Genomic DNA, 19190 nt, shown 5'->3' with positions numbered 1-19190 from the left:
CGGCTGCCGATAATCCGCCCGATGCGAGCCTGGACCTGGGACCTGTTCTGCCGCGTCATCGACAACTGGGGCGACGTCGGCGTCTGCTGGCGCCTGGCGCGCGATCTGGCGGCACGCGGCGCACGCGTGCGGCTGTGGATCGACGACGCCAGCGCGCTGGCCTGGATGGCGCCCGACGGCGCCGAGGGCGTCGAGGTCGGCGCCTTCGACGCCGCGGGCGAGCCCGGCGACGTCGTCGTCGAAGCCTTCGCCTGCGACCCGCCGCCGGCCTTCGTCGAACGCATGGCGGCGCGCACGCCGGCGCCGGTGTGGATCAACCTCGAGTACCTGAGCGCCGAACCCTGGGTCGAACGTGTGCACGGGCTGCGCTCGCCGCACCGTTCGGGGCTCGGCAAGTGGTTCTTCCACCCCGGCTTCAGCACCGCCACCGGCGGGCTGCTGCGCGAGCCCGGGCTGCTGGCCGAACACGCCGCGTTCGACGGCGACGCCTGGCTCGCGGCCTTGGGCCTGGCGCGGCGCGACGGCGAACGGGTCGTCACGCTGTTCTGCTACGACAACCCGGCGGTGCCGGCGCTGCTGGAGGCGCTGGCCGCCGAGCCGACGCTGCTGCTGCTGACACCCGGCCACGCGCAGCGCCTGGTGACGGCCACGCCGCCGGGCGTGCGCAGCGCCGCGCTGCCGCATCTGCCGCAGCCCGAGTTCGACCACCTGCTGCGCGCCTCGGACCTCAACTTCGTGCGCGGCGAGGACTCGCTGGTACGTGCCGTCTGGGCCGGGCGGCCCTTCGTCTGGCACATCTATCCGCAGCACGACGGCGTGCACGCCGACAAGCTGGACGCCTTGCTGGCGCGCCTGCCGCCGGTGCCCGGGCTGGCCGCGTTCTGGCGCGGCTGGAACGGTCTGGCGCCCTGGGCGCCGCTGCCCGAAGCCGGCCGTTGGCGCGCCGCGATGGCCGCATTTCGCGACGGACAAGCGTCGCGACTTGATCTGACCGGCGCTCTGTGGCAGTTCGCACAAGGCAAGACCGGCCCCGAATGCTAGAATCAAGGGCTTTGCGCAAACGGGCCCGTCGGGCTCGCCCAGTTCTACACCGGTGATGGAGCGGCTGCCCGGCAGCGCTCGCCGGGGATCAACCAGCTGCGGGGGCACGCCCCGCTCGACGCCATGAAACTCGCTCAGGAAATCCGCGCCGGCAACGTCATCATGCAGGGCAAGGACCCGATGGTCGTGCTGAAGACCGAATACAGCCGCGGTGGCCGCGGTGCCGCCACGGTCCGCATGAAGATGAAGAACCTGCTCAACGGCGGCGGGGCCGAAGTCGTCTTCAAGGCCGACGACAAGATGGACCAGATCATCCTGGACAAGAAGGAGTGCACGTACACGTACTTCGCCGATCCGATGTACGTGTTCATGGACCCGGACTACAACCAGTTCGAGGTCGAGGCCGAGAACATGGGTGACGCCATCAGCTATCTCGAGGACAACATGCCGGTGGAAGTCGTCTTCTACGACGGCAAGGCGATCTCGGTCGAACTGCCGACCACCGTCGTGCGCGAGATCAGCACCGAGCCGGCCGTCAAGGGCGACACCTCGGGCAAGGTCATGAAGCCGGCCAAGATCGTCGGCACGGGCTTCGAGATCGCGGTGCCGCTGTTCGTCGAGAACGGCGACAAGGTCGAGATCGACACCCGCACCCACGAGTACCGCAAGCGCGTCTGACGCGTCTGCGCTGCTGAACCGAGGGCACCGCGAGGTGCCCTTTGTCGTTGCTGGGGCATCATCGACGCATGGCCTTCGACTTCGACGCGGCGGTCTCGGCGCCGTTTCGCATGCAGCCCGGGCTGCGCCGCCTGGCGCCCGGCGCCCGGCATCTGACGCCGCTGGCCGCCGGCTCGCGCCACCAGTGCGAGAAGCTGGCCGTTCTTTCGGGCTTCGCCAGTGACGCGCTGCTGCGGCGCCCGGGTTTCGACGCCGGCCCGGCACTGGACGCGCTGTGTGTCCATGCCGCCGCCGAACACCCCGAAGCCTTCGCCTGGGACGGCCAACTTGCCACGGCGCGGCGATTCGGCGTCGCGGTGCACGGCGAGCACGTCGAACGCGTCGACGACGGACGTGTCGGCCCCGGCGAAGCGATCGAACACTGCCTGAAGCTGCTGCCGCCGCCGTGGCGCCGCGCCGGGCTGCTGTCGCTGGCTTTCGCCGAGGACTTCGCGATCGTCGACGGCGACGACGCCAGCCTGCCCTGGCTGGCCGTCGCCCTGCCCTCGCACTGGGCGCCCGAGGAGAAGATCGGCCGCGGCTTCGCCGCCGTGCACGCGCCGGTGGCCGACAACCGCCTCATCGTCCAGGCCGCCGAAGGCCTGACGCGGCTCGTCACCGACGGCGGCGCGCGCGAACGTTTCGTCTGGAACGTCACGCCGCACCCGCGGCTGAACGCCCATCCGCGCCGCGTCGCGCCCGACGCCTGGCGCCACACGCCGGTCGAACGCGCCGGGTGGCGCACCGAGCGCCAGACCTTCCTGCCGGTGCCGGGCCGGTGCCAGGCGGTGTTCACGATCGAGGTCCAGCTGCAGCCGCTGGCCGAGGCGCTGGCCGAACCCGGCCGTGCCGCGCGGCTGCACGCGGCGATCGCCTCGATGAGCCCGGCGGTGCTGGCCTACCGCGGCCTGGCCGGCGTGCGCGAGCCCTTGCTGGCCTGGCTGTCCCGACACGCATGAAGACCGAACCCGTCGTCCCGGCACGCATCGAGTTCGACGCCGACGGCCGGCCGCATGCGCCGGACTTCGGCGACGTCTACCACGCCCAGGTCGGCGCCTTCGAGCAGGCGCAGCACGTCTTCCTGGCCGGCAACGGCCTGCCCGGGCGCTGGGCCGGGCAGCGGCGTTTCGTCATCGCCGAGACCGGCTTCGGCCTGGGCAACAACTTCCTCGCCACCTGGGCCGCCTGGCGCGACGACCCGGCGCGCTGCACGCAGCTGGTCTTCGCCAGCGTCGAGCGCCACCCGCCGGCACGCGCCGACCTGGCGCGTGCGCTGCGCGGCTCGCCGCGGCCGGAACTCGCCGCCGAACTGCGCGCCGCCTGGCCGCCGTGCACCCCCGGCCTGCACGTCATCGACTTCGACGCCGGCCGCGTGCGCCTGCTGCTGGGCTACGGCGACGCCGCCGCGCTGCTGCCCGAGCTGCGCCTCGTGGCCGACGCGATCTACCTCGACGGTTTTGCGCCCGGCCGCAACGCCGCGATGTGGTCGCAGACGGTGTTCCAGGCGCTGGCGCGCCTGTCGGCGCCGGGCACGACGGCGGCGACCTGGAGCGTCGCCCGTGCGGTGCGCGACGGGCTGACGGCGGCCGGCTTCGAGCTCGAACGCCGCGCCGGCATCGGCGGCAAACGCGAGATCAGCGTCGCCCGCTACGCGCCGCGTTACCTGCCGCCGCCGCCACCGCGCGACGCCGCGGCGCTGCCGTTGGCGCGCGACGCGGTCGTCATCGGTGCCGGGCTGGCCGGCGCCGCGGTCGCTCAGGCCCTGGCCACCGAAGGGCTGGCGGTGACGGTCTTCGAACGCCAGGCCGCGCCCGGCGCCGAGACCTCGGGCAACCCGGCCGGCATCTTCCACGGCACCGTGCACGCCGACGACGGCCCGCACGCGCGGCTGCTGCGCGCCGGGGCCTTGCTGGCGGCACGAACTTACGCACCGCTGTTCGACGCCGGTCTCGTGCCCGGCTCGACACGCGGCCTGCTACGCCTGGACGCCGGCCCGGTGGAGGCGATGCACGCGCTCGCCGCGCGCGCCGGGCTGCCGGCCGACTGGGTGCGGGTGCTGGAGACCGACACCGCGTCGGCACTCGCCGGCCTGACGCTGCCGTCGCCCGCCTGGTTCTATCCGGGCGCCGGCTGGTGTTCGCCGGCCGCGCTGGCGGCGCACTGGATCGCGACGCCGGGCGTGGCTTTCGTCGGCGGCACCGAGGTGGCACGGCTGGAACGCGCCGGCGAGCGCTGGCGCCTGCTCGACGCGGCCGGCCGCCCGCTGGCCGACACCGCGATCGTCGTGCTGGCCAACGCCAGCGACGCGCTGCGCCTGGCCGCATCCTGGATGCCCGAGGCCTGCGCCTGGCCGCTGCAGCGGGTGCGTGGCCAGGTCAGCGCCTGGACGGGCCCGCGTTCGCCGCTGGTGCTGCCGGTGGCCGGCGGCGGCTACGCACTGCCCGGGCCCGACGGCGGCGTCGTGTTCGGCGCCAGCAGCCAGGCCGGCGACGAAGACCCGGCGCGGCGCGAGGCCGACCACGCCGAGAACCTCGCCAAGCTGAAGCGCATGACCGGGCTGCAGCCACCGCCCGACGCACGAGCCTGGCCCGGGCGGGTCGGCTGGCGCCTGCTGGCGGAGGACAAGATGCCGATCATCGGCGCGCTGCCGGCCGCAGTGCCGGCGCACCGCGCCGAGCAGCCGCGGCGCTGGCCGCGGCACGAGGGGCTGTTCGCCTGCACCGCGCTCGGCAGCCGCGGGCTCACGCTGGCGCCGCTGGCCGGCCGGCTGGTGGCGGCGATGGCCACCGGAGCGCCGTCGCCGCTGGAGCAGGATCTGGTGGACGCCGTCGATCCGGCGCGCTTCGCGGCCCGCGCCGCCAGGCGCCGGGGCGGCTGATCAGCCTTCGCGCGGGGTGTTGCCGGCCGGCGGTGGATTCTCGGCCGCGCCTTCGCCGGCCTGGGCCTGGCCCTCCGGCGCATCGTCGTGCTGCGAGGGACTGGCCTTGCGCGAGGCCTTGTCCTCCTTCTTGCGCTTCTTCGCGAGTTCTCGCTGGCGCTTTTCGAAGGCGTAATTCGGTTTGGCCACGGGCGGTCCTTTGATCAGGGGGCGCCATTATGGAGCCGCGCACCGGGCGCGGGGACTGCAATGGCGCGGGTTTGAGAAGGGCCAAGCTCGGCGCCCGGCCACTCCCGGGAAGAGGCGTCAGAAACGCAGCGTGCGCACGCCGCCGGCGGTGCCCAGCAGGCACAGGCCGGCCTTGTGGCGCGCGAAGATGCCCACCGTCACGACGCCCGGCCACTGGTTGATCTCGGTCTCCAGCGCCAGCGGGTCGGCAATCCGCAGGCCACGCACGTCGAGGATCGGGTGGCCGTTGTCGGTCGTCACGCCCAGGCGCAGCGTCGCGGTGGCGCCCATGGCCTCGAAGCGGCGCGCGATCTGCGGCGCGGCCATCGTGATCACCTCGACCGGCAGCGGGAAGCGCCCCAGCGTGTCGACCAGCTTGCTCTCGTCGGCGATGCAGACGAAACGTTCGGCCAGGTCGGCGACGATCTTCTCGCGCGTCAGCGCCGCGCCGCCGCCCTTGATCATGTAGCCGTGGTGGTCGATTTCGTCGGCGCCGTCGACGTAGACCGGCAGCGGCTTGTCCAGCGCCGCCGCGTCGACCACCGGGATGCCGTGGCGGCGCAGCCGGTCGGTGCTCTGCACCGAACTCGACACCGCGCCGGCGATGCGGTCCTTGATCTTCGCCAGCGCGTCGATGAAGTGGTTGACCGTCGATCCCGTGCCCACGCCGACCAGCGCGCCCGGGACGACATGCTCGATCGCCGCTTGGGCGACCAGGGCCTTGAGTTCGTCCTGTGTCATGGGCACCGATTATCCGCGCCGGCCGGGCGCGACACCGTTTGCGACAATCGCCGCCCATGTCCCTGCTGCCCTACGGCCTGGCCCGCCGCTTCCTCTTCGGCCTCGACCCCGAAGCCGCCCACGACCTGACGATCTCCAGCCTGGCCCGGCTGCAGGACACGCCGCTGCGCTGCGCCTGGAGCGAGACGCGTGTCGACGACCCGGTCACCGTCGCCGGCCTGCGTTTCCCCAACCGCATCGGCCTGGCCGCCGGGCTGGACAAGAACGGCCGCTGCATCGACGCGCTGGGCGCGATGGGCTTCGGCTTCATCGAGGTCGGCACCGTCACGCCCAGGCCGCAGCCGGGCAACCCGAAGCCGCGCATGTTCCGCCTGCCCGAGGCCGAGGCGCTGATCAACCGCATGGGCTTCAACAACGACGGCCTGGCGGCTTTCGTCGCCAACGTGCAGCGCGCCAAGTCCTTCCGCGCCGCCGGCGGCATCCTGGGCCTGAACATCGGCAAGAACGCCGCGACGCCGATCGAGCGCGCCGTCGACGACTACCTGATCGGCCTGGACGGCGTGGCGCCGCACGCCGACTACGTGGCCGTCAACATCTCCAGCCCGAACACCAAGAACCTGCGCGCGCTGCAGAGCGACGAGGCGCTGGACGCGCTGCTGGGCGCACTCGCCGCGCGCCGCGACGAACTCGCCAGGACGCTGGGCCGGCGCGTGCCGATGTTCGTGAAGATCGCGCCCGACCTCGACGAGGCCCAGGTCGACGTCGTCGCCGCGACGCTGCGACGGCACGGGCTGGACGGCGTCATCGCCACCAACACGACGATCTCGCGCGAGGCCGTGCAGGGCCTGCGCCACGCCGAAGAAACCGGCGGCCTGTCGGGCCGGCCGGTGGCCGAAGCCAGCAACCGCGTCATCCGCCGCCTGCGCGCGGCGCTGGGCGCGGGTTTCCCGATCATCGGTGTCGGCGGCGTGATGAACGCCGAGGACGCACGCGCCAAGCTCGACGCCGGCGCCGACCTGGTGCAGATCTACACCGGGCTGATCTACCGCGGCTCCGCGCTGGTCGGCGAAGCCGCACGCGCGCTGGCGCGGCGCTGATTCAGAACACGTCGAGCAGCGGCAGCCGGGCGCGCCCGGCCAGCGCCTCGGCCAACCCCCAGGCGACGCCCAGGTCGCCGGTCCACAAGGACGGCCGGCCGCGGCCGTGCTGCTCGCGTGCCGCTTCCACCTGCGCCGCGGCGTGCGCCAGCATCGCCAGGCCACGCTCGCGCCAGCGATCGTCGCCGCTGCGTTCGGCCAGGCGCAGCAGCGCGAGCGCGTTGCCGGCCGTGCCATGGCACAGGCTCGGGCCCTTGCTCAGCGGGCCGGCGAGCCAGACCGCTTCGCCGGCGGCGAGCAGCAGCTCGTCCCACTCGGGCGTGCGCGGCGCCTCGGCCAGCCGGGCCAGGATGCCGGGCGAACCGTGGCAGTCCTGCAGCAGCGGCAGCCGGCCGGCGACACGCGCGGCGTCGATCATCGGGTGCCAGTTCCAGGCGCCGGCCTGCGCGCCTTCGCCACGCAGCGCGGTCGCGGCCAGCGTCGTGTACGCACCATCCAGCAGCGACGCGACCGCGGTCTCGGGCACCAGACGGCGCGCACGCAGCGCCAGGTAGACGTTGCCGGCCAGCCCGTGGCCGGCGCCCAGCCAGCGCACGCGGCGGCCGTAGAGATCCTGTTCCCAGACCGGCGTACCGGTCTCGGGGTCGGCGATGCGGGTCGCCAGCAGCCGGGCGACGGCGGCTTCGGCCAGCGAGCGCCAGCGTGCGCCGCCGTCCTGCTCGGCCAGGTGCACCGCGGCCAGCGCGCTGCCCGGGAAGCTCCACAGCGACTCCAGCGACGGGTGGTCGAGCTGCGCCGTCAGCAGCGCCTCCAGCCGGTCCAGCGTCGCGGCGTCTTTGCGCACCTGCCAGGCCAGCAGTTCCAGCCCGGTGTCGCCGAGCCAGAACGAGCCGCGTTCGTCGGGCTTGCGCGCCGCGGCGTTGCGTTCGACGAGGCCGTCGAGCAGGCGGTCTTCCAGAGCCCGGCGCTTCGGCGAGTCGGCGATGGCGCCGTCCTGCACCAGCCGGCGCAGCGTCCACAGCACGCCGGCGGCACCGTGGTAGAGCGCGTGGCGGTGGTCGTCGGGCGACTCCGGGTCGTCCAGCGGGTGGGCGGGCCAGCCGAGCGCGTCGGCTTCGTCCAGCGCCGAGGAGACGATGCGCGCCAGCGACTGGCGCGCGGCAGCCTCCGACCAGGCCGCCGCCAGCGGCTCGTGGCGCGAAGGGTCGAGGATGGCGACGCTCACGCTGCCGCCGGCGCAGTGACGCGGCGCTTGGCGACGGCCAGCGCCGCCACCGAAACCGCGGTGCCGACCACCAGCGCGACGACGAAGGCGCCCAGGTGCGTCACCGCGTTCGGGATCGGCAGCACGAAGACGCCGCCGTGCGGCACCTTGAGCTGCACGCCCATCGCCAGGCAGATCGCGCCGGCGACCGCCGAGCCGGCGATCAGCGAAGGGATCACACGCAGCGGGTCGCGCGCCGCGAACGGGATCGCGCCTTCGGTGACGAAAGCCAGCCCGAGCACGAAGGCGGCGTTGCCGGCCTCGCGCTCCTCGGCGGTGAAACGCGAAGGCAGCAGCTTGCAGGCCACGGCCAGCGCCAGCGGCGGCGTCATGCCGGCGCACATCACCGCGGCCATCGGCTCGGTGACGTTGGCCGCGATCAGCGTCGTGCCGAAGACGTAGGCCGCCTTGTTGATCGGCCCGCCCATGTCCACCGCCATCATGCCGCCCAGGATCAGCCCGAGCACCACGGCCGACGCGCCCTGCATGCCTTGCAGCCAGGTGGTCAGCGCCGCCAGCAGCGTCGCCGCCGGGGCGCCGACGACGTAGTACATCAGGAGCCCGGTCGCCGCCGTGCCCAGCAGCGGCAGGATCAGCACGGGCTTGAGCCCCTCCAGCGTGCGCGGCAGCTTGATCGCCTTGTTCAGCCACAGCACGCCGTAGCCGGCGATGAAGCCGGCGACGATGCCACCGAGGAAACCGGCGCCGATCGCCCCGGCGATGACGCCGCCGGTCATGCCCGGCGCGATGCCCGGCCGGTCGGCGATCGAGTAGGCGATGTAGCCGGCCAGCGCCGGCACCATCAGCGTGAACGCACCCTTGGCGCCGATCTGGAACAGCGTCCAGCCCAGCGTGCCCTGGTGCGCGTCGTCGTAGACGTAGATGCCGCCGAGCGCGAAGGCGATCGCGATCAGCAGCCCGCCGGCGACGACGAAGGGCAGCATGAAGGACACGCCGGTCATCAGGTGCTTGTAGACGCCGGTGCGCGCGGCCGGGGCGGCGGCCGACGCCGACGCCTCCGGCGCGGCCTCGCCGCCGTGCACACGCGCCTCGGCCAGCGCGCGCTTGATCAGCCCGGCGCCGTCGCCGATCGCCGGTTTGGTCGGCGACTGGAACAGGCGCTTGCCGGCGAATCGCGAGAGCTCGACCTGGCGGTCGGCGGCGATCAGCACCAGGTCGGCTGCGGCAATCTCGGCCGGCGTCAGCGCGTCCTGCGAGCCGACCGAGCCCTGGGTCTCGACGCGGATCTGGTGACCCAGCGCCTTGGCGCCTTCCTGCAGCCCTTCGGCGGCCATGAAGGTGTGCGCGATGCCGGTCGGGCAGGACGTGACGGCGACGATCTTCAGCGGCGCTGCAGAAGACGACGAAGCCGGTGCCGCGGGCGCCGGCGCGGCGGGCCGCGGCGCGCTGGCCGCACCGGCCGGCGTCGCCGCCGCGGCCCCGGCCAGCACCAGCACCGCACGCGCGTCGTGCAGCACCTCGGCCAGCGTCGCGGTGTACGGCGACAGGCCGTCGAAACGCGCGTCGGGCCGCAGGTCGCCGACCAGCAGCAAGGCATGCGCCTCGCGCAGCGCGGCGGCGTCCAGGGGGTCGATCACACCGTCCTCGGTGTGCAGCTCGACGGCGATCGTGCGCCCGGCTTCGCGCGCCGCGCGCCGCAAGGCCTCGCGCACGAGGTAGGCGTGGGTGCCGCGGTCCCCGGCACCGACGACGGCAACGATGTGGCTCATGTTCTGCTCCCGGGGGCCGCGGCCCAGACGTCCAGCGGCTGCGGCCGCACCGCGGCGGCCAGGGCTTCCAGTTCGGCGGCCGGCGGCAAATGCGCGCCTTCGCGGCCCAGCTTGCCGGCGGCAAAAGCCGTCGCGCGGCGCGCCAGCGCCTCCAGCGCCAGGCCGTCGGCCAGCGCCGAGGCGATGCCGGCGACCATCGCGTCGCCGGCGCCCACCGTGCTGCCGGTGGCCAGCCGCGGCGGCGCCGCCTGCAGCGCGCCCTCGGCGCTGACGAAGGCCGCGCCTTCGGTGCCCAGCGAGACGACGACCAGCGCGATGCCGCGCGCGACCAGCGCGCGCGCCGCGTCGACCAGCGCCGTGCGTTCGTCGAAGCGCCGCCCGGCCCAGGCTTCGAGCTCGGCGCGGTTGGGCTTGACGGCGTAGGGCAGCGCGCCGGGCGGCAAGGCGAGCACGGCGTCCAGCGCCGCGCCGCTGAGGTCGGCGACGACGCGCGCGCCGCGCCCGGCCAGCGCCGCGGCCAGGCGCGCGCTGGTGTCGGCCGCCAGGCCAGCCGGCTGGCTGCCGGAGATCACGACCAGCTCGCCAGCGCCGACCTGGGCCAGCCCGGCGAACACCACCTCGGCATCGGCCTCGCCAGCCGTGAACCCCGGCAGGTTGACGTCGGTGGTGCGGCCGCCGGTCTCCAGCAGCTTGACGTTGGTGCGCGTCGCGCCGGCCACACGCTGCAGCCGGTCGGCGATGCCTTTGGCGGCGAAGAGCTGCTCGAAGATCGCCGCGTTGTCGCGGCCCAGCAGCCCGTGCAGCTCGACCGCCTGGCCCGCGTCGGCCAGGCAGGAGGCGACGTTGACGCCCTTGCCGCCGGCGTCGTGGCGCACGGCGAGCGCGCGCACGACCTCGCCCGGCACCAGGCGCTCCAGCGTCACCGTCTGGTCGATCGCCGGGTTGAAGCTGACGCAGCGGATCGTCATGCGCCCTCCCCGCCGTCGGCCAGCGCGCGCACCGCGGCAGCGTCGGGCGCGGCCAGCGCCTGGCGCGCCAGCGCCTGCAGCGCCGGCAGCTCGGCGGCACGCAGCCGCTCCTTGACCGCCGGGATGTCGCGCGGCGTCATCGACAGCTCGTCGACGCCCAGGCCGGCGAGCAGCGCGGCGCCGTGCGGGTCGCCCGCCAGGCCGCCGCAGACGCCGACCCAGCGGCCGTGCAGGTGCGCGCCCTGCACCGTCAGCCCGATCAGCCGCAGCACCGCCGGGTGCAGGCTGTCGGCCTCGGGTGCCAGCACCGGGTTCTGGCGGTCGATGGCCAGCGTGTACTGCGTCAGGTCGTTGGTGCCGATGGAGAAGAAGTCGGCGTGCTGCGCCAGGTCGGCGGCCAGCAGCGCCGCCGAGGGCACCTCGATCATGATGCCCAGCGGCAGCTTGGGCGCCTGCAGCTCCTCGCGGATGCGCTCGCAGGTCTCGCGCAGCGCCAGCAGCTCGGCGGCCGAGGTGATCATCGGGAACATCACCGAGATCGGCGCGCCGTCGCGGCCGGCGCGGTACAGCGCGCGGATCTGCGGCACCAGCAGCTCGGGCCGGCGCAGCAGCAGGCGCGCGCCGCGCACGCCGAGGAAGGGGTTCTCCTCGCGCGGCAGCTCCAGGTGCGCGACCTGCTTGTCGCCGCCGATGTCCAGCGCGCGGATGACCAGCGGCCGACCCTGCAGCGCGTCGGCCATCGCCTTGTAGGCCTGGTACTGGTCTTCCTCGGACGGCGTCTCGCCGCGTTCGAGGAACAGGAACTCGGTGCGCATCAGGCCCACGCCTTCGGCGCCCTGGGCGATCGCGAACGCGGCCTGGTCGGCGAGGTTGATGTTGGCGCCGATCGAGACCGTGTGGCCGTCGCGCGTGCGTGCCGGCAGCGCACGCGCCTCGGCGGCCTGGGCGCGGCGCGCCTCCTCGGCGGCGATCCAGGCACGCGCCGAGGCCAGATCGGCGTCCGACGGCGCCAGGAACAGCCGGCCGCCGCTGCCGTCGACGATGGCCGGCGCGCCGGCTTCCAGCGCTGCCAGCGCGGCCCCGGCGCCGACCACCGCCGGCAGCCCCAGCGTGCGCGCCAGGATCGCGGTGTGCGAGGTCGGCCCGCCCTGGGCGGTGACGAGGCCGACGACACGTTCGGCGTCCAGCCCGGCGGTGTCGCTGGGCGTCAGGTCCTCGGCGACGAGGATGCTGCCGGCCGGCACCTCGGCGGCGGCCGGGCGCGCCAGCGCCGGGTCGATCTGCGCCAGCACGCGGTGGCCGACGTCGCGCAGGTCGGTGGCGCGGCCGGCGAGCACGGCGTTGCCCAGCGAGGCCAGGCGGCCGGCGGTCTCCTCGACGGCCGCGTGCCAGGCCCAGGCGACGCCGTGGCCTTCGACCAGGTGCTGCGAAGCCAGCGTGATCAGCGCCGGGTCGTTCAGCAGTTCGGCCTGGGCGCGGAAGATCGCCGCGTCGGCGGCGCCCAGGCGGCGGCTGGTGTCGTCGGCGACGGCACGCAGCTCGTCGCGGGCGCGGGCGAGCGCGCCGTGCAGTCGGTCGGCGGCCTCGACCAGGTCGACCGGCTCGTCGGGCACGACCATCGGCCCGGCGTGCAGCCGGTGCAGCCTGCCGATCGCCAGCCCCGGCGATGCGCCGACGCCGGTGACGGCCTCGGGCGTGCCCGGCGGCTGCCAGGCGCCGGCGGCGGCGCGGCGCTTGCGCTCGGCCTTCTCGGCGTCGGCCTTCTCGCGGGTGCTCAGGCCCGCGAGCACGATGCGCAGCGTGGCCAGCGCGTCGGCGGCGTCGGGGCCGTCGGCCGAGACGGTGACGGTGTCGCCGCAGCGCAGGCCCAGCTGCAGCAGCGCGATCAGGTTGCGCGCGTCGGCGGCTTCGGCGCCGTGGCGCACCCGCACCCGGGCGGCGAAGCGGCGTGCGGTCTCGGCCCATTCGGTGGCCGGGCGCGCATGCAGGCCGCTGGGGTAGTCGACGACCCAGTCGAAACGGCGCGCGAAGTCCTCGGCCGGGGCGTCGGCTTCGTCGGGCGCGATCTCGACGCCGGCCAGCGCGCGGATCAGCGCGTCCGCGTCGTCGGTGCGCGCCAGCGCCGCGACACGTTCGTCGTCGGCCATCAGCCGCGTCAGGCGGCGCAGGATGCCGATGTGGGCGTCGGAGCGCGCGGCGATCGCGACGATCAAGTGGGCGCGCTGGCCGGCATTCCATTCGACGCCGTCGCGCACCTGCAGCACGGCGATGCCGTCGCGCTGGATCAGCTCGCGCTCGTCGACCATGCCGTGCGGGATGGCGATGCCCTTGCCGAGGAAGGTGTCGGCGGCGGCCTCGCGGCGCAGCATGCTGGCTTCGAAGGCCGGGCGCACGCAGCCGGCGGCGGTCAGCAGGCCGGTGGCCTGGCGGATGGCGTCGGCCTTGTCGGCCACGCGCGCGTCCAGGCGGACCAGTTCTCGCGGCAGCAGGCCGCTTGCGGGGAAGGTGGACACGTCGTGGCTCCGTCGTTTTGTCCTGCGACGGTAGCGCAGGCCGCCGTGGCCGGCGAGTTCCGACCATCCCGGATGGTCGTCGCGCGCGGGCCGCGCACGGCAGCCCGAAACACGCTAAACGCTATTGCAGCGGCACGCCGGTCTTGGCCTGCAGCTCGTCGCGCGTGACGCCGGGCGCCATCTCGACGACCTTCAGCCCGTGCGGCGTGACGTCGAGCACCGCGAGGTCGGTGATGATGCGGTCGACGACGCCGACGCCGGTCAGCGGCAGCGTGCACTGCGGCAGGATCTTCAGCTCGAAGCCCGAGCCGTCCTTCTTCTTCGCGACGTGCTCCATCAGCACGACGACGCTGCGCACGCCGGCCACGAGGTCCATCGCGCCGCCCATGCCCTTGACCATCTTGCCGGGGATCATCCAGTTGGCCAGGTCGCCCTTGGCGCTGACCTGCATCGCGCCCAGGATCGACAGGTTGATCTTGCCGCCGCGGATCATCGCGAAGCTGTCGTGGCTGCCGAAGATGCTGGAGCCGGCGATCGTCGTCACCGTCTGCTTGCCGGCGTTGATCAGGTCGGCGTCGACTTCGTCCTCGGTCGGGAACGGGCCGATGCCCAGCATGCCGTTCTCGCTCTGCAGCCAGACCTCGATGTCCGGCGGCACGAAGTTGGCCACCAGCGTCGGCAGGCCGATGCCGAGGTTGACGTAGAAGCCGTCCTGCAGTTCCTTGGCGGCACGCGCCGCCATCTCGTCGTGGGTCCAGGCCATGCTCACTCCTTCAGGCGGTCTTCTCGCGGATCGTGCGCTTCTCGATGCGCTTCTCCGGCTGCGGGTTGTGCACCAGGCGGTGCACGTAGATGCCGGGCAGGTGCACCTCGTCCGGGTCGAACGTGCCCACCGGCACGATCTCCTCGACTTCGACGACGCTGACGCGCCCGGCCATGATGACTGCCGGGTTGAAGTTGCGCGCCGTGCGCCGGAACACGAGGTTGCCGCTCTCGTCGGCCTTCCAGGCCTTGGCGAGCGAGACGTCGGGCACGATGGCGCGCTCCATCACGTAGAGCTTGCCGTCGAACTCGCGTGTCTCCTTGCCTTCGGCGACCAGCGTGCCGACGCCGGTGCGCGTGAAGAACGCCGGGATGCCGGCGCCGCCGGCCCGCAGCTTCTCGGCCAGCGTGCCCTGCGGCGTGAACTCCAGCTCCAGCTCGCCGGCCAGGAACTGGCGCTCGAACTCCTTGTTCTCGCCGACGTAGCTGGAGACCATCTTGCGGATCTGGCGCGTCTCCAGCAGCTGGCCGAGGCCGAAGCCGTCGACGCCGGCGTTGTTGGAGACGACGGTCAGCTCCTTGACACCGCTGTCGCGCAGCGCGGCGATCAGCGCCTCGGGGATGCCGCACAGGCCGAAACCGCCGACGGCCATCAGCTGGCCGTCGCGCACGATGCCGGCGAGCGCGGCCTGCGCGCTCGGATAGAGCTTCTTCATCGGGACGCCTCTCGCGCTCGGGAAAACCGGCGCAGCGTACTACGTAAGGGGTTAAGTAGTCGTTACGTAGAATTGACTACGGAGCAGCCCCCACAGGACCCGCCTTCGGCGATGCAGACGCTGGACTACCGCAGCGCGTTCGAACTGGCGCCGATCGGCCTGGTGATCAGCCGCGAGCGCGTGATGATCGACTGCAATGCCGAGATGCTGGCGATCTTCGGCGCCGTGCGCGAGCAGATCGTCGGCCGGTCCTTCGAGGTGCTGTACCCCACCGCGGCCGAGTACGAACGCACCGGCGAGCGCATCGTCGAGATGCTCGACGCCCAGGGCCGCTACGCCGACGACCGCATCATGAAGCGCGCCGGCGGCGAGCTCTTCTGGTGCCACGTCTCGGGCCACGCGCTGGACACGCGCACGCCGCACGCGGCGGGCATCTGGTCCTTCGAGGACCTGTCGGCGCGGCGCGTGCTGAAGGTCGACTTCACGCCACGCGAGCGCGAGATCGCGGCCCTGGTCATCGAGGGCCACACGAGCAAGGAAATCGGCCGCAAGCTGGCGATCAGCCCGCGCACGGTCGACGTCTACCGCGCACGGCTGATGCGCAAGACGGGCGCGGCGACGACGCCCGAACTGGTCAACAAGCTCCTCAACGGCTGAACCTGGAGAACACCGCATGATCGTCGTCCACCACCTGGAGAACTCGCGCTCGCAGCGTGTGCTGTGGCTGCTCGAGGAACTGGGCCTGGCTTACGAAGTGAAGCGCTACGAGCGCGACCGCGAAACGATGCTCGCGCCGCCTGAACTCAAGCGTGTGCACCCGCTGGGCAAGTCGCCGGTGATCGTCGACGGCGCGGTGACGGTGGCCGAGACCGGCGCCATCGTCGAGTACCTGCTCGACACCTACGACGCCGACGGCCGGCTGCGCCCGCCGCCGGGCACCGAGGCCCGCCGGCGCTTCAGCTACTGGCTGCACTTCGCCGAAGGCAGCGCGATGCCGCCGCTGCTGATGAAGCTCGTGTTCGACCGCGTGCGCAGCGCGCCGGTGCCGTTCTTCATCAAGCCCGTCGTCAAGGGCATCGCCGACAAGGTGACGGGCAGCTTCATCGCGCCGAACATCGCCGCGCAGCTGGCCTTCATGGAAGCCGAACTGAGCGCCCGCCCCTGGTTCGCCGGCGAGGCCTTCAGCGCCGCCGACGTGATGATGAGCTTCCCGCTCGAAGCCGCCGCCGCGCGCGCCGGGCTGGACACCCGCTACCCGAAGCTGCAGGACTGGCTCAAGCGCGTGCACGCACGCGCCGCCTACGGCCGCGCGCTGGAGCGTGGCGGGCCGTATTCGATCATCGGCTGAGGCTCAGCCGAACAGCGCCCGGACCGACTCGGGCAGCGACACCGCCTTCTTCGCCGCGTAGTCGGTCCACACCGTCTTCGCGCCGCCCTCGGCGTAGACCACGCCGGGTTCGCCGACGCGTTCCATCACGACGTAGGTCTCGAAGCTCGTGCGCCCGGGGTTGGCGATGTAGTGGCGCGCCAGCACCTCGCCGGGGAACTCGAGCTGGCGCACGAAGTTGCAGAACGCGTTGACGATCACCGGGCCGCTGCCGTGGCTCGGATGCGCCGGGCCGCCGATGCGGTACAGCCACTCGAGCCGCGCGATCTCCAGGTAGCGGAAGTAGACGGTGTTGTTGACATGGCCCATCGCGTCCATGTCGCCCCAGCGGATCGGGATCACCGTCTCGTGGGTCAGGGTCTTGTGTTCGGGCAGGGTGAAACGCATGGGGTGCTCCAGCGTGGCCCGGCCCGCCCGCGGCCGGGCGCGGGGATCAATCGGTGGCCGAAACGCCCAGCTCGCGCGCCAGCCGCTCGACCAGCGCACGCAGCGTGGCGACCTCGGCCGCCAGCCGGGCCTGCTCGGCCTTCAGCGCGGACAGCTCGCCGGCCGACACGGCGTCGGCCGGCAGCGCGGCGGCGCCGGCCGCGTAGACCGGCTGCACGACCTCGCCGCACAGCAGCTGCGCCCAGCGCGACTCGCGTTCGCCGGGCGCACGCGCCAGCTTGACGACCTTGGGCGGCTGCTTCTCGGCCAGTTCCTCCAGGAAGCCTTCGACCGAGGAGATGTCGGCGAAGCGGTGCAGGCGCTCGCAGTTCAGGCGCAGCTCGGCCGCGGTCTGCGGGCCGCGCAGCATCAGCACCGCCAGCAGCGCCACGGCCGCGCCCGGCACACCCAGGCCACGCGCGGCGTTGTGATCGAAACGCACGACGCGGCTGCCGCTGACCTCGTTGACGAGAGCCAGCGACTTCAGCCCCTCCAGCGCCGCCAGCACGTCGGCGTCGGCGGCCTCCATCACCGGCTGGCGCGCGGTCTTCTGGTTGCAGCCGGCCACCAGCGCGTTCAGCGACAGCGGGTAGGTGTCGGGCACGGTGTGCTGCTTCTCGACGAGCACGCCGAGCACACGCGCTTCGAGCGGGGTCAGGTCACGCATGCTGCACGCCCCTCAGACGCCGAAGCCGTCGTCGGCCGAGATCACCGCGCCGTTGACGAAGTGGCTCTCGTTGGCGCACAGCATCATCAGCACCGCGTCCAGGTCCTCGGGCTTGCCGACGCGCTTGCGCGGCAGCATGTCGATGATCCTGCGGCCGGCCTCGGTCTGCCAGTGGTGGTGGTTGATCTCGGTGTCGATGTAACCCGGGCAGATGGCGTTGACGTTGATGCCGTGGCGGCCCCACTCCAGCGCCATCGCGCGCGTCATGTGGATCACCGCGGCCTTGCTCATCGCGTAGACGCCGATCTGGCTCAGCACACGCAGCCCGGCCATCGACGCGATGTTGACGATGCGCCCGCCGGTGTAGGTGCCCGGCGCCTGGCCGCGGCTGCGCGCGATCATGCGTTTGGCCACCGCCTGGGCGACGAAGAAGGCGCCGCGGGTGTTGGTGTCCATCACGTAGTCGTAGTCCTCGGGCGTGACGTCCACCAGCTTCTGCGTCGTGCTGACGCCGGAGTTGTTGACGAGGATGTCGATGACACCCATCTCGGTCTCGGCGTGGGCCACGGCCGAGGCGATGCTCGCCGGGTCGGTGACGTCGAGCGTGACGACGTGGGCGTCGCCGCCTTCGGCCTCGATCTCGGCACGCAGGGTCTTCAGGCGCTCGACGCGGCGCGCGGCGAGCACGACGCCGGCACCAGCACGGGCCAGCGTCTTGGCGAAGCTTGCGCCCAGGCCGCTGGAGGCGCCGGTGACGAAGGCGACGCGGCCGGAAAGGTCGATCTGGTAGCTCATCGGTGGAGTCCTTGTTCGGTCTGTCGGAGGCGCGGGCACGATAGCACCGAAGCCGTGGCCGACAATCGGCCCATGGACCGTGTCGAAGTCGTCGTCGTCGGGGCCGGGGTCGTCGGCCTCGCGGTGGCGCGCGCGCTGGCGTGCGCCGGGTTGGAAGTGCTGATCCTGGAGCGCGAAGGCGCGATCGGCAGCGGCGTCTCGTCGCGCAACAGCGAGGTCGTGCATGCCGGGCTGTACTACCCAGCCGGCAGCCTGAAGGCGCGCCTGTGCATGCAGGGCCGCGAGCGGCTCTACGCCTACTGCGCCGAACGCGGCGTCGACGCGCGGCGTTGCGGCAAGCTGGTCGTCGCGACGACCGAAGCCGACCTGCACAAGCTCGACACGATCGCGGCCCGCGGCCACGCCGCCGGTGTCGAGGACCTGCAACGCCTGTCGGCCGCCGAGGCGATGGCGATGGAGCCGGCGCTGGCCTGCGCCGGCGCGCTGTGGTCGCCGTCGTCGGGCATCGTCGACAGCCACGGGCTGATGACCGCGCTGCTGGGCGACGCCGAGAACGCCGGCGCGCTGCTGGCGCTGCGCTCGCCCTTCGCCACCGCACGCCGCGACGGCGAGGGCTGGATCGTCGCCACCGGCGGCGACGAAGCCTTCGAGCTGGCGACGCGCTGGATCGTCAACGCCGCCGCGCTCGATGCGCAGCAGGTCGCAGCTGCGATGCAGGGCTTCCCGGCCACCGCGGTGCCGCCGACCTGGCGCGCCAAGGGCCACTACTTCTCGCTCGCCGGGCGCGCGCCGTTCTCGCGCCTCGTGTACCCGACGCCGGTCGACGGCGGCCTGGGCGTGCATCTGACGCTGGACCTGGGCGGCCAGGCGCGTTTCGGCCCCGACGTCGAGTGGCTGGCGCCCGGTGCGCCACTGGACTACGCCGTCGACCCCGCGCGCCAGGCCGGTTTCGAGGACGACATCCGGCGCTACTGGCCGGGCCTGCCGGCCGGCGCACTGCAGCCGGCCTACAGCGGCATCCGGCCCAAGATCTCGGGCCCTGGCGAGCCGGCAGCCGACTTCGTCGTCGCCGGCCCGGCCGAACACGGCGTGCCGGGGGTCGTGCAGCTCTTCGGCATCGAGTCGCCCGGGCTCACCGCTTGCCTGGCGCTCGCCGACGAGGTGGCCGGGCGCATTGTCCCTTCCGCGACCTCAAAATAGAACGACCGTTCGTTTTTCGGGGCCCGGACTAATAGAATGCGCGCGGCCTCACCCAGGAGA

At 73.2% G+C, this 19190-nt stretch carries 19 protein-coding genes; 8 read left to right on the top strand and 11 right to left on the bottom strand.

The genetic code is table 11. The annotated features are described in order from the left end of the window. Positions 1-21 precede the first annotated feature (21 nt). The 4 genes from earP (at position 22) to mnmC (ending at position 4636) form a co-directional block, all read left to right on the top strand. Positions 22-1041, top strand: a complete 1020-nt coding sequence (gene earP, locus EV684_RS14905) for an elongation factor P maturation arginine rhamnosyltransferase EarP (protein ID WP_132648081.1) — start codon at positions 22-24, stop codon at positions 1039-1041. A gap of 123 nt (positions 1042-1164) precedes the next feature. Then, the gene (efp, locus tag EV684_RS14900; protein WP_132648080.1) at positions 1165-1719 is read left to right on the top strand and encodes an elongation factor P; all 555 of its coding nucleotides are present in this window, start codon (positions 1165-1167) and stop codon (positions 1717-1719) included. 68 nt (positions 1720-1787) lie between these two features. Then, positions 1788-2717 (top strand): heme-dependent oxidative N-demethylase subunit alpha family protein, encoded by a 930-nt coding sequence (locus tag EV684_RS14895; RefSeq protein WP_132648079.1) that lies wholly within the window; start codon positions 1788-1790, stop codon positions 2715-2717. Beyond that, positions 2714-4636: an FAD-dependent 5-carboxymethylaminomethyl-2-thiouridine(34) oxidoreductase MnmC gene (gene mnmC, locus EV684_RS14890; RefSeq protein ID WP_132648078.1), complete on the top strand. Its 1923-nt coding sequence runs from the start codon at positions 2714-2716 to the stop codon at positions 4634-4636. Before EV684_RS14895 ends, mnmC begins: the two co-directional genes overlap by 4 nt. On the opposite strand, the gene EV684_RS14885 is transcribed toward mnmC, so the two are convergent. Together EV684_RS14885 and rpiA are read right to left on the bottom strand one after the other, a co-directional pair. Further along, positions 4637-4825 (bottom strand): hypothetical protein, encoded by a 189-nt coding sequence (locus tag EV684_RS14885; RefSeq protein ID WP_132648077.1) that lies wholly within the window; start codon positions 4823-4825, stop codon positions 4637-4639. Between the two features lie 117 nt (positions 4826-4942). Then, positions 4943-5605 carry a ribose-5-phosphate isomerase RpiA gene (gene rpiA / locus EV684_RS14880; RefSeq protein WP_132648076.1) on the bottom strand — a complete coding sequence of 221 codons (663 nt, stop codon included), beginning with the start codon at positions 5603-5605 and terminating at the stop codon, positions 4943-4945. A 56-nt stretch (positions 5606-5661) separates the two neighbouring features. On the opposite strand from rpiA, the gene EV684_RS14875 reads away from it, so the two are divergent. Further along, entirely contained in the window at positions 5662-6702 is a 1041-nt protein-coding gene (locus EV684_RS14875) for a quinone-dependent dihydroorotate dehydrogenase (RefSeq protein ID WP_132648075.1), read from the top strand. A gap of 1 nt (position 6703) precedes the next feature. Here EV684_RS14875 and EV684_RS14870 read toward each other — a convergent pair whose 3' ends face one another. The 6 genes from EV684_RS14870 to EV684_RS14845 all read right to left on the bottom strand — a co-directional run bounded on the left by EV684_RS14870 (position 6704) and on the right by EV684_RS14845 (position 14655). Then, the gene (locus EV684_RS14870) at positions 6704-7927 is read right to left on the bottom strand and encodes a lanthionine synthetase C family protein (protein ID WP_132648074.1); all 1224 of its coding nucleotides are present in this window, start codon (positions 7925-7927) and stop codon (positions 6704-6706) included. Next, positions 7924-9696 (bottom strand): fructose-specific PTS transporter subunit EIIC, encoded by a 1773-nt coding sequence (locus EV684_RS14865; protein WP_132648073.1) that lies wholly within the window; start codon positions 9694-9696, stop codon positions 7924-7926. The genes EV684_RS14870 and EV684_RS14865 overlap by 4 nt, the downstream gene beginning before the upstream one ends. Continuing rightward, the gene (locus tag EV684_RS14860) at positions 9693-10664 is read right to left on the bottom strand and encodes a 1-phosphofructokinase family hexose kinase (protein ID WP_132648072.1); all 972 of its coding nucleotides are present in this window, start codon (positions 10662-10664) and stop codon (positions 9693-9695) included. Before EV684_RS14860 ends, EV684_RS14865 begins: the two co-directional genes overlap by 4 nt. After that, positions 10661-13177, bottom strand: coding sequence for a phosphoenolpyruvate--protein phosphotransferase (gene ptsP / locus EV684_RS14855; RefSeq protein ID WP_132648071.1), 2517 nt, complete (start codon positions 13175-13177; stop codon positions 10661-10663). Before ptsP ends, EV684_RS14860 begins: the two co-directional genes overlap by 4 nt. 121 nt (positions 13178-13298) lie before the next feature. Continuing rightward, positions 13299-13940, bottom strand: coding sequence for a CoA transferase subunit B (locus EV684_RS14850; RefSeq protein WP_132648070.1), 642 nt, complete (start codon positions 13938-13940; stop codon positions 13299-13301). A gap of 10 nt (positions 13941-13950) precedes the next feature. Next, positions 13951-14655 (bottom strand): CoA transferase subunit A, encoded by a 705-nt coding sequence (locus EV684_RS14845; protein WP_132648069.1) that lies wholly within the window; start codon positions 14653-14655, stop codon positions 13951-13953. A gap of 111 nt (positions 14656-14766) precedes the next feature. Here EV684_RS14845 and EV684_RS14840 point away from each other — a divergent pair, with 111 nt between their 5' ends. Both EV684_RS14840 and EV684_RS14835 read left to right on the top strand, forming a co-directional pair. After that, positions 14767-15312, top strand: coding sequence for a PAS and helix-turn-helix domain-containing protein (locus tag EV684_RS14840; RefSeq protein ID WP_132648068.1), 546 nt, complete (start codon positions 14767-14769; stop codon positions 15310-15312). 16 nt (positions 15313-15328) lie between these two features. Beyond that, complete coding sequence (locus EV684_RS14835; protein ID WP_132648067.1) at positions 15329-16003, top strand: glutathione S-transferase; 675 nt, start codon at positions 15329-15331, stop codon at positions 16001-16003. Between the two features lie 3 nt (positions 16004-16006). On the opposite strand, the gene EV684_RS14830 is transcribed toward EV684_RS14835, so the two are convergent. From EV684_RS14830 to EV684_RS14820, 3 genes are read right to left on the bottom strand one after another with little or no spacing between them, the layout of a single operon-like run. Next, the gene (locus EV684_RS14830) at positions 16007-16429 is read right to left on the bottom strand and encodes an acyl-CoA thioesterase (protein ID WP_132648066.1); all 423 of its coding nucleotides are present in this window, start codon (positions 16427-16429) and stop codon (positions 16007-16009) included. A 46-nt stretch (positions 16430-16475) separates the two neighbouring features. Next, positions 16476-17135: a YceH family protein gene (locus tag EV684_RS14825; RefSeq protein WP_132648065.1), complete on the bottom strand. Its 660-nt coding sequence runs from the start codon at positions 17133-17135 to the stop codon at positions 16476-16478. Positions 17136-17147: 12 nt separating this feature from the next. Then, positions 17148-17930, bottom strand: a complete 783-nt coding sequence (locus EV684_RS14820; protein ID WP_132648064.1) for an SDR family oxidoreductase — start codon at positions 17928-17930, stop codon at positions 17148-17150. Positions 17931-18002: 72 nt separating this feature from the next. Between EV684_RS14820 and EV684_RS14815 the strand changes: the two genes are divergently transcribed. Beyond that, entirely contained in the window at positions 18003-19130 is a 1128-nt protein-coding gene (locus tag EV684_RS14815) for an NAD(P)/FAD-dependent oxidoreductase (RefSeq protein WP_132648063.1), read from the top strand. Positions 19131-19190: the final 60 nt, after the last annotated feature.

The organism is Rubrivivax gelatinosus (genome assembly GCF_004340905.1).
GTDB classification, from domain to species: Bacteria; Pseudomonadota; Gammaproteobacteria; order Burkholderiales; family Burkholderiaceae_C; genus Rubrivivax; species Rubrivivax gelatinosus.
This window is presented reverse-complemented; position numbering and strand designations above follow the sequence as displayed.

Excerpts from the sequence above, each read along its gene's own strand:
- earP (WP_132648081.1), top strand. The coding sequence starts at position 22 with ATGCGAGCCTGGACCTGGGACCTGTTCTGCCGCGTCATCGACAACTGG.
- efp (WP_132648080.1), top strand. The coding sequence starts at position 1,165 with ATGAAACTCGCTCAGGAAATCCGCGCCGGCAACGTCATCATGCAGGGC.
- EV684_RS14895 (WP_132648079.1), top strand. The coding sequence starts at position 1,788 with ATGGCCTTCGACTTCGACGCGGCGGTCTCGGCGCCGTTTCGCATGCAG.
- mnmC (WP_132648078.1), top strand. The coding sequence starts at position 2,714 with ATGAAGACCGAACCCGTCGTCCCGGCACGCATCGAGTTCGACGCCGAC.
- rpiA (WP_132648076.1), bottom strand. The coding sequence starts at position 5,605 with ATGACACAGGACGAACTCAAGGCCCTGGTCGCCCAAGCGGCGATCGAG.
- EV684_RS14875 (WP_132648075.1), top strand. The coding sequence starts at position 5,662 with ATGTCCCTGCTGCCCTACGGCCTGGCCCGCCGCTTCCTCTTCGGCCTC.
- EV684_RS14865 (WP_132648073.1), bottom strand. The coding sequence starts at position 9,696 with ATGAGCCACATCGTTGCCGTCGTCGGTGCCGGGGACCGCGGCACCCAC.
- EV684_RS14860 (WP_132648072.1), bottom strand. The coding sequence starts at position 10,664 with ATGACGATCCGCTGCGTCAGCTTCAACCCGGCGATCGACCAGACGGTG.
- EV684_RS14850 (WP_132648070.1), bottom strand. The coding sequence starts at position 13,940 with ATGGCCTGGACCCACGACGAGATGGCGGCGCGTGCCGCCAAGGAACTG.
- EV684_RS14845 (WP_132648069.1), bottom strand. The coding sequence starts at position 14,655 with ATGAAGAAGCTCTATCCGAGCGCGCAGGCCGCGCTCGCCGGCATCGTG.
- EV684_RS14840 (WP_132648068.1), top strand. The coding sequence starts at position 14,767 with ATGCAGACGCTGGACTACCGCAGCGCGTTCGAACTGGCGCCGATCGGC.
- EV684_RS14835 (WP_132648067.1), top strand. The coding sequence starts at position 15,329 with ATGATCGTCGTCCACCACCTGGAGAACTCGCGCTCGCAGCGTGTGCTG.
- EV684_RS14830 (WP_132648066.1), bottom strand. The coding sequence starts at position 16,429 with ATGCGTTTCACCCTGCCCGAACACAAGACCCTGACCCACGAGACGGTG.
- EV684_RS14825 (WP_132648065.1), bottom strand. The coding sequence starts at position 17,135 with ATGCGTGACCTGACCCCGCTCGAAGCGCGTGTGCTCGGCGTGCTCGTC.
- EV684_RS14820 (WP_132648064.1), bottom strand. The coding sequence starts at position 17,930 with ATGAGCTACCAGATCGACCTTTCCGGCCGCGTCGCCTTCGTCACCGGC.
- EV684_RS14815 (WP_132648063.1), top strand. The coding sequence starts at position 18,003 with ATGGACCGTGTCGAAGTCGTCGTCGTCGGGGCCGGGGTCGTCGGCCTC.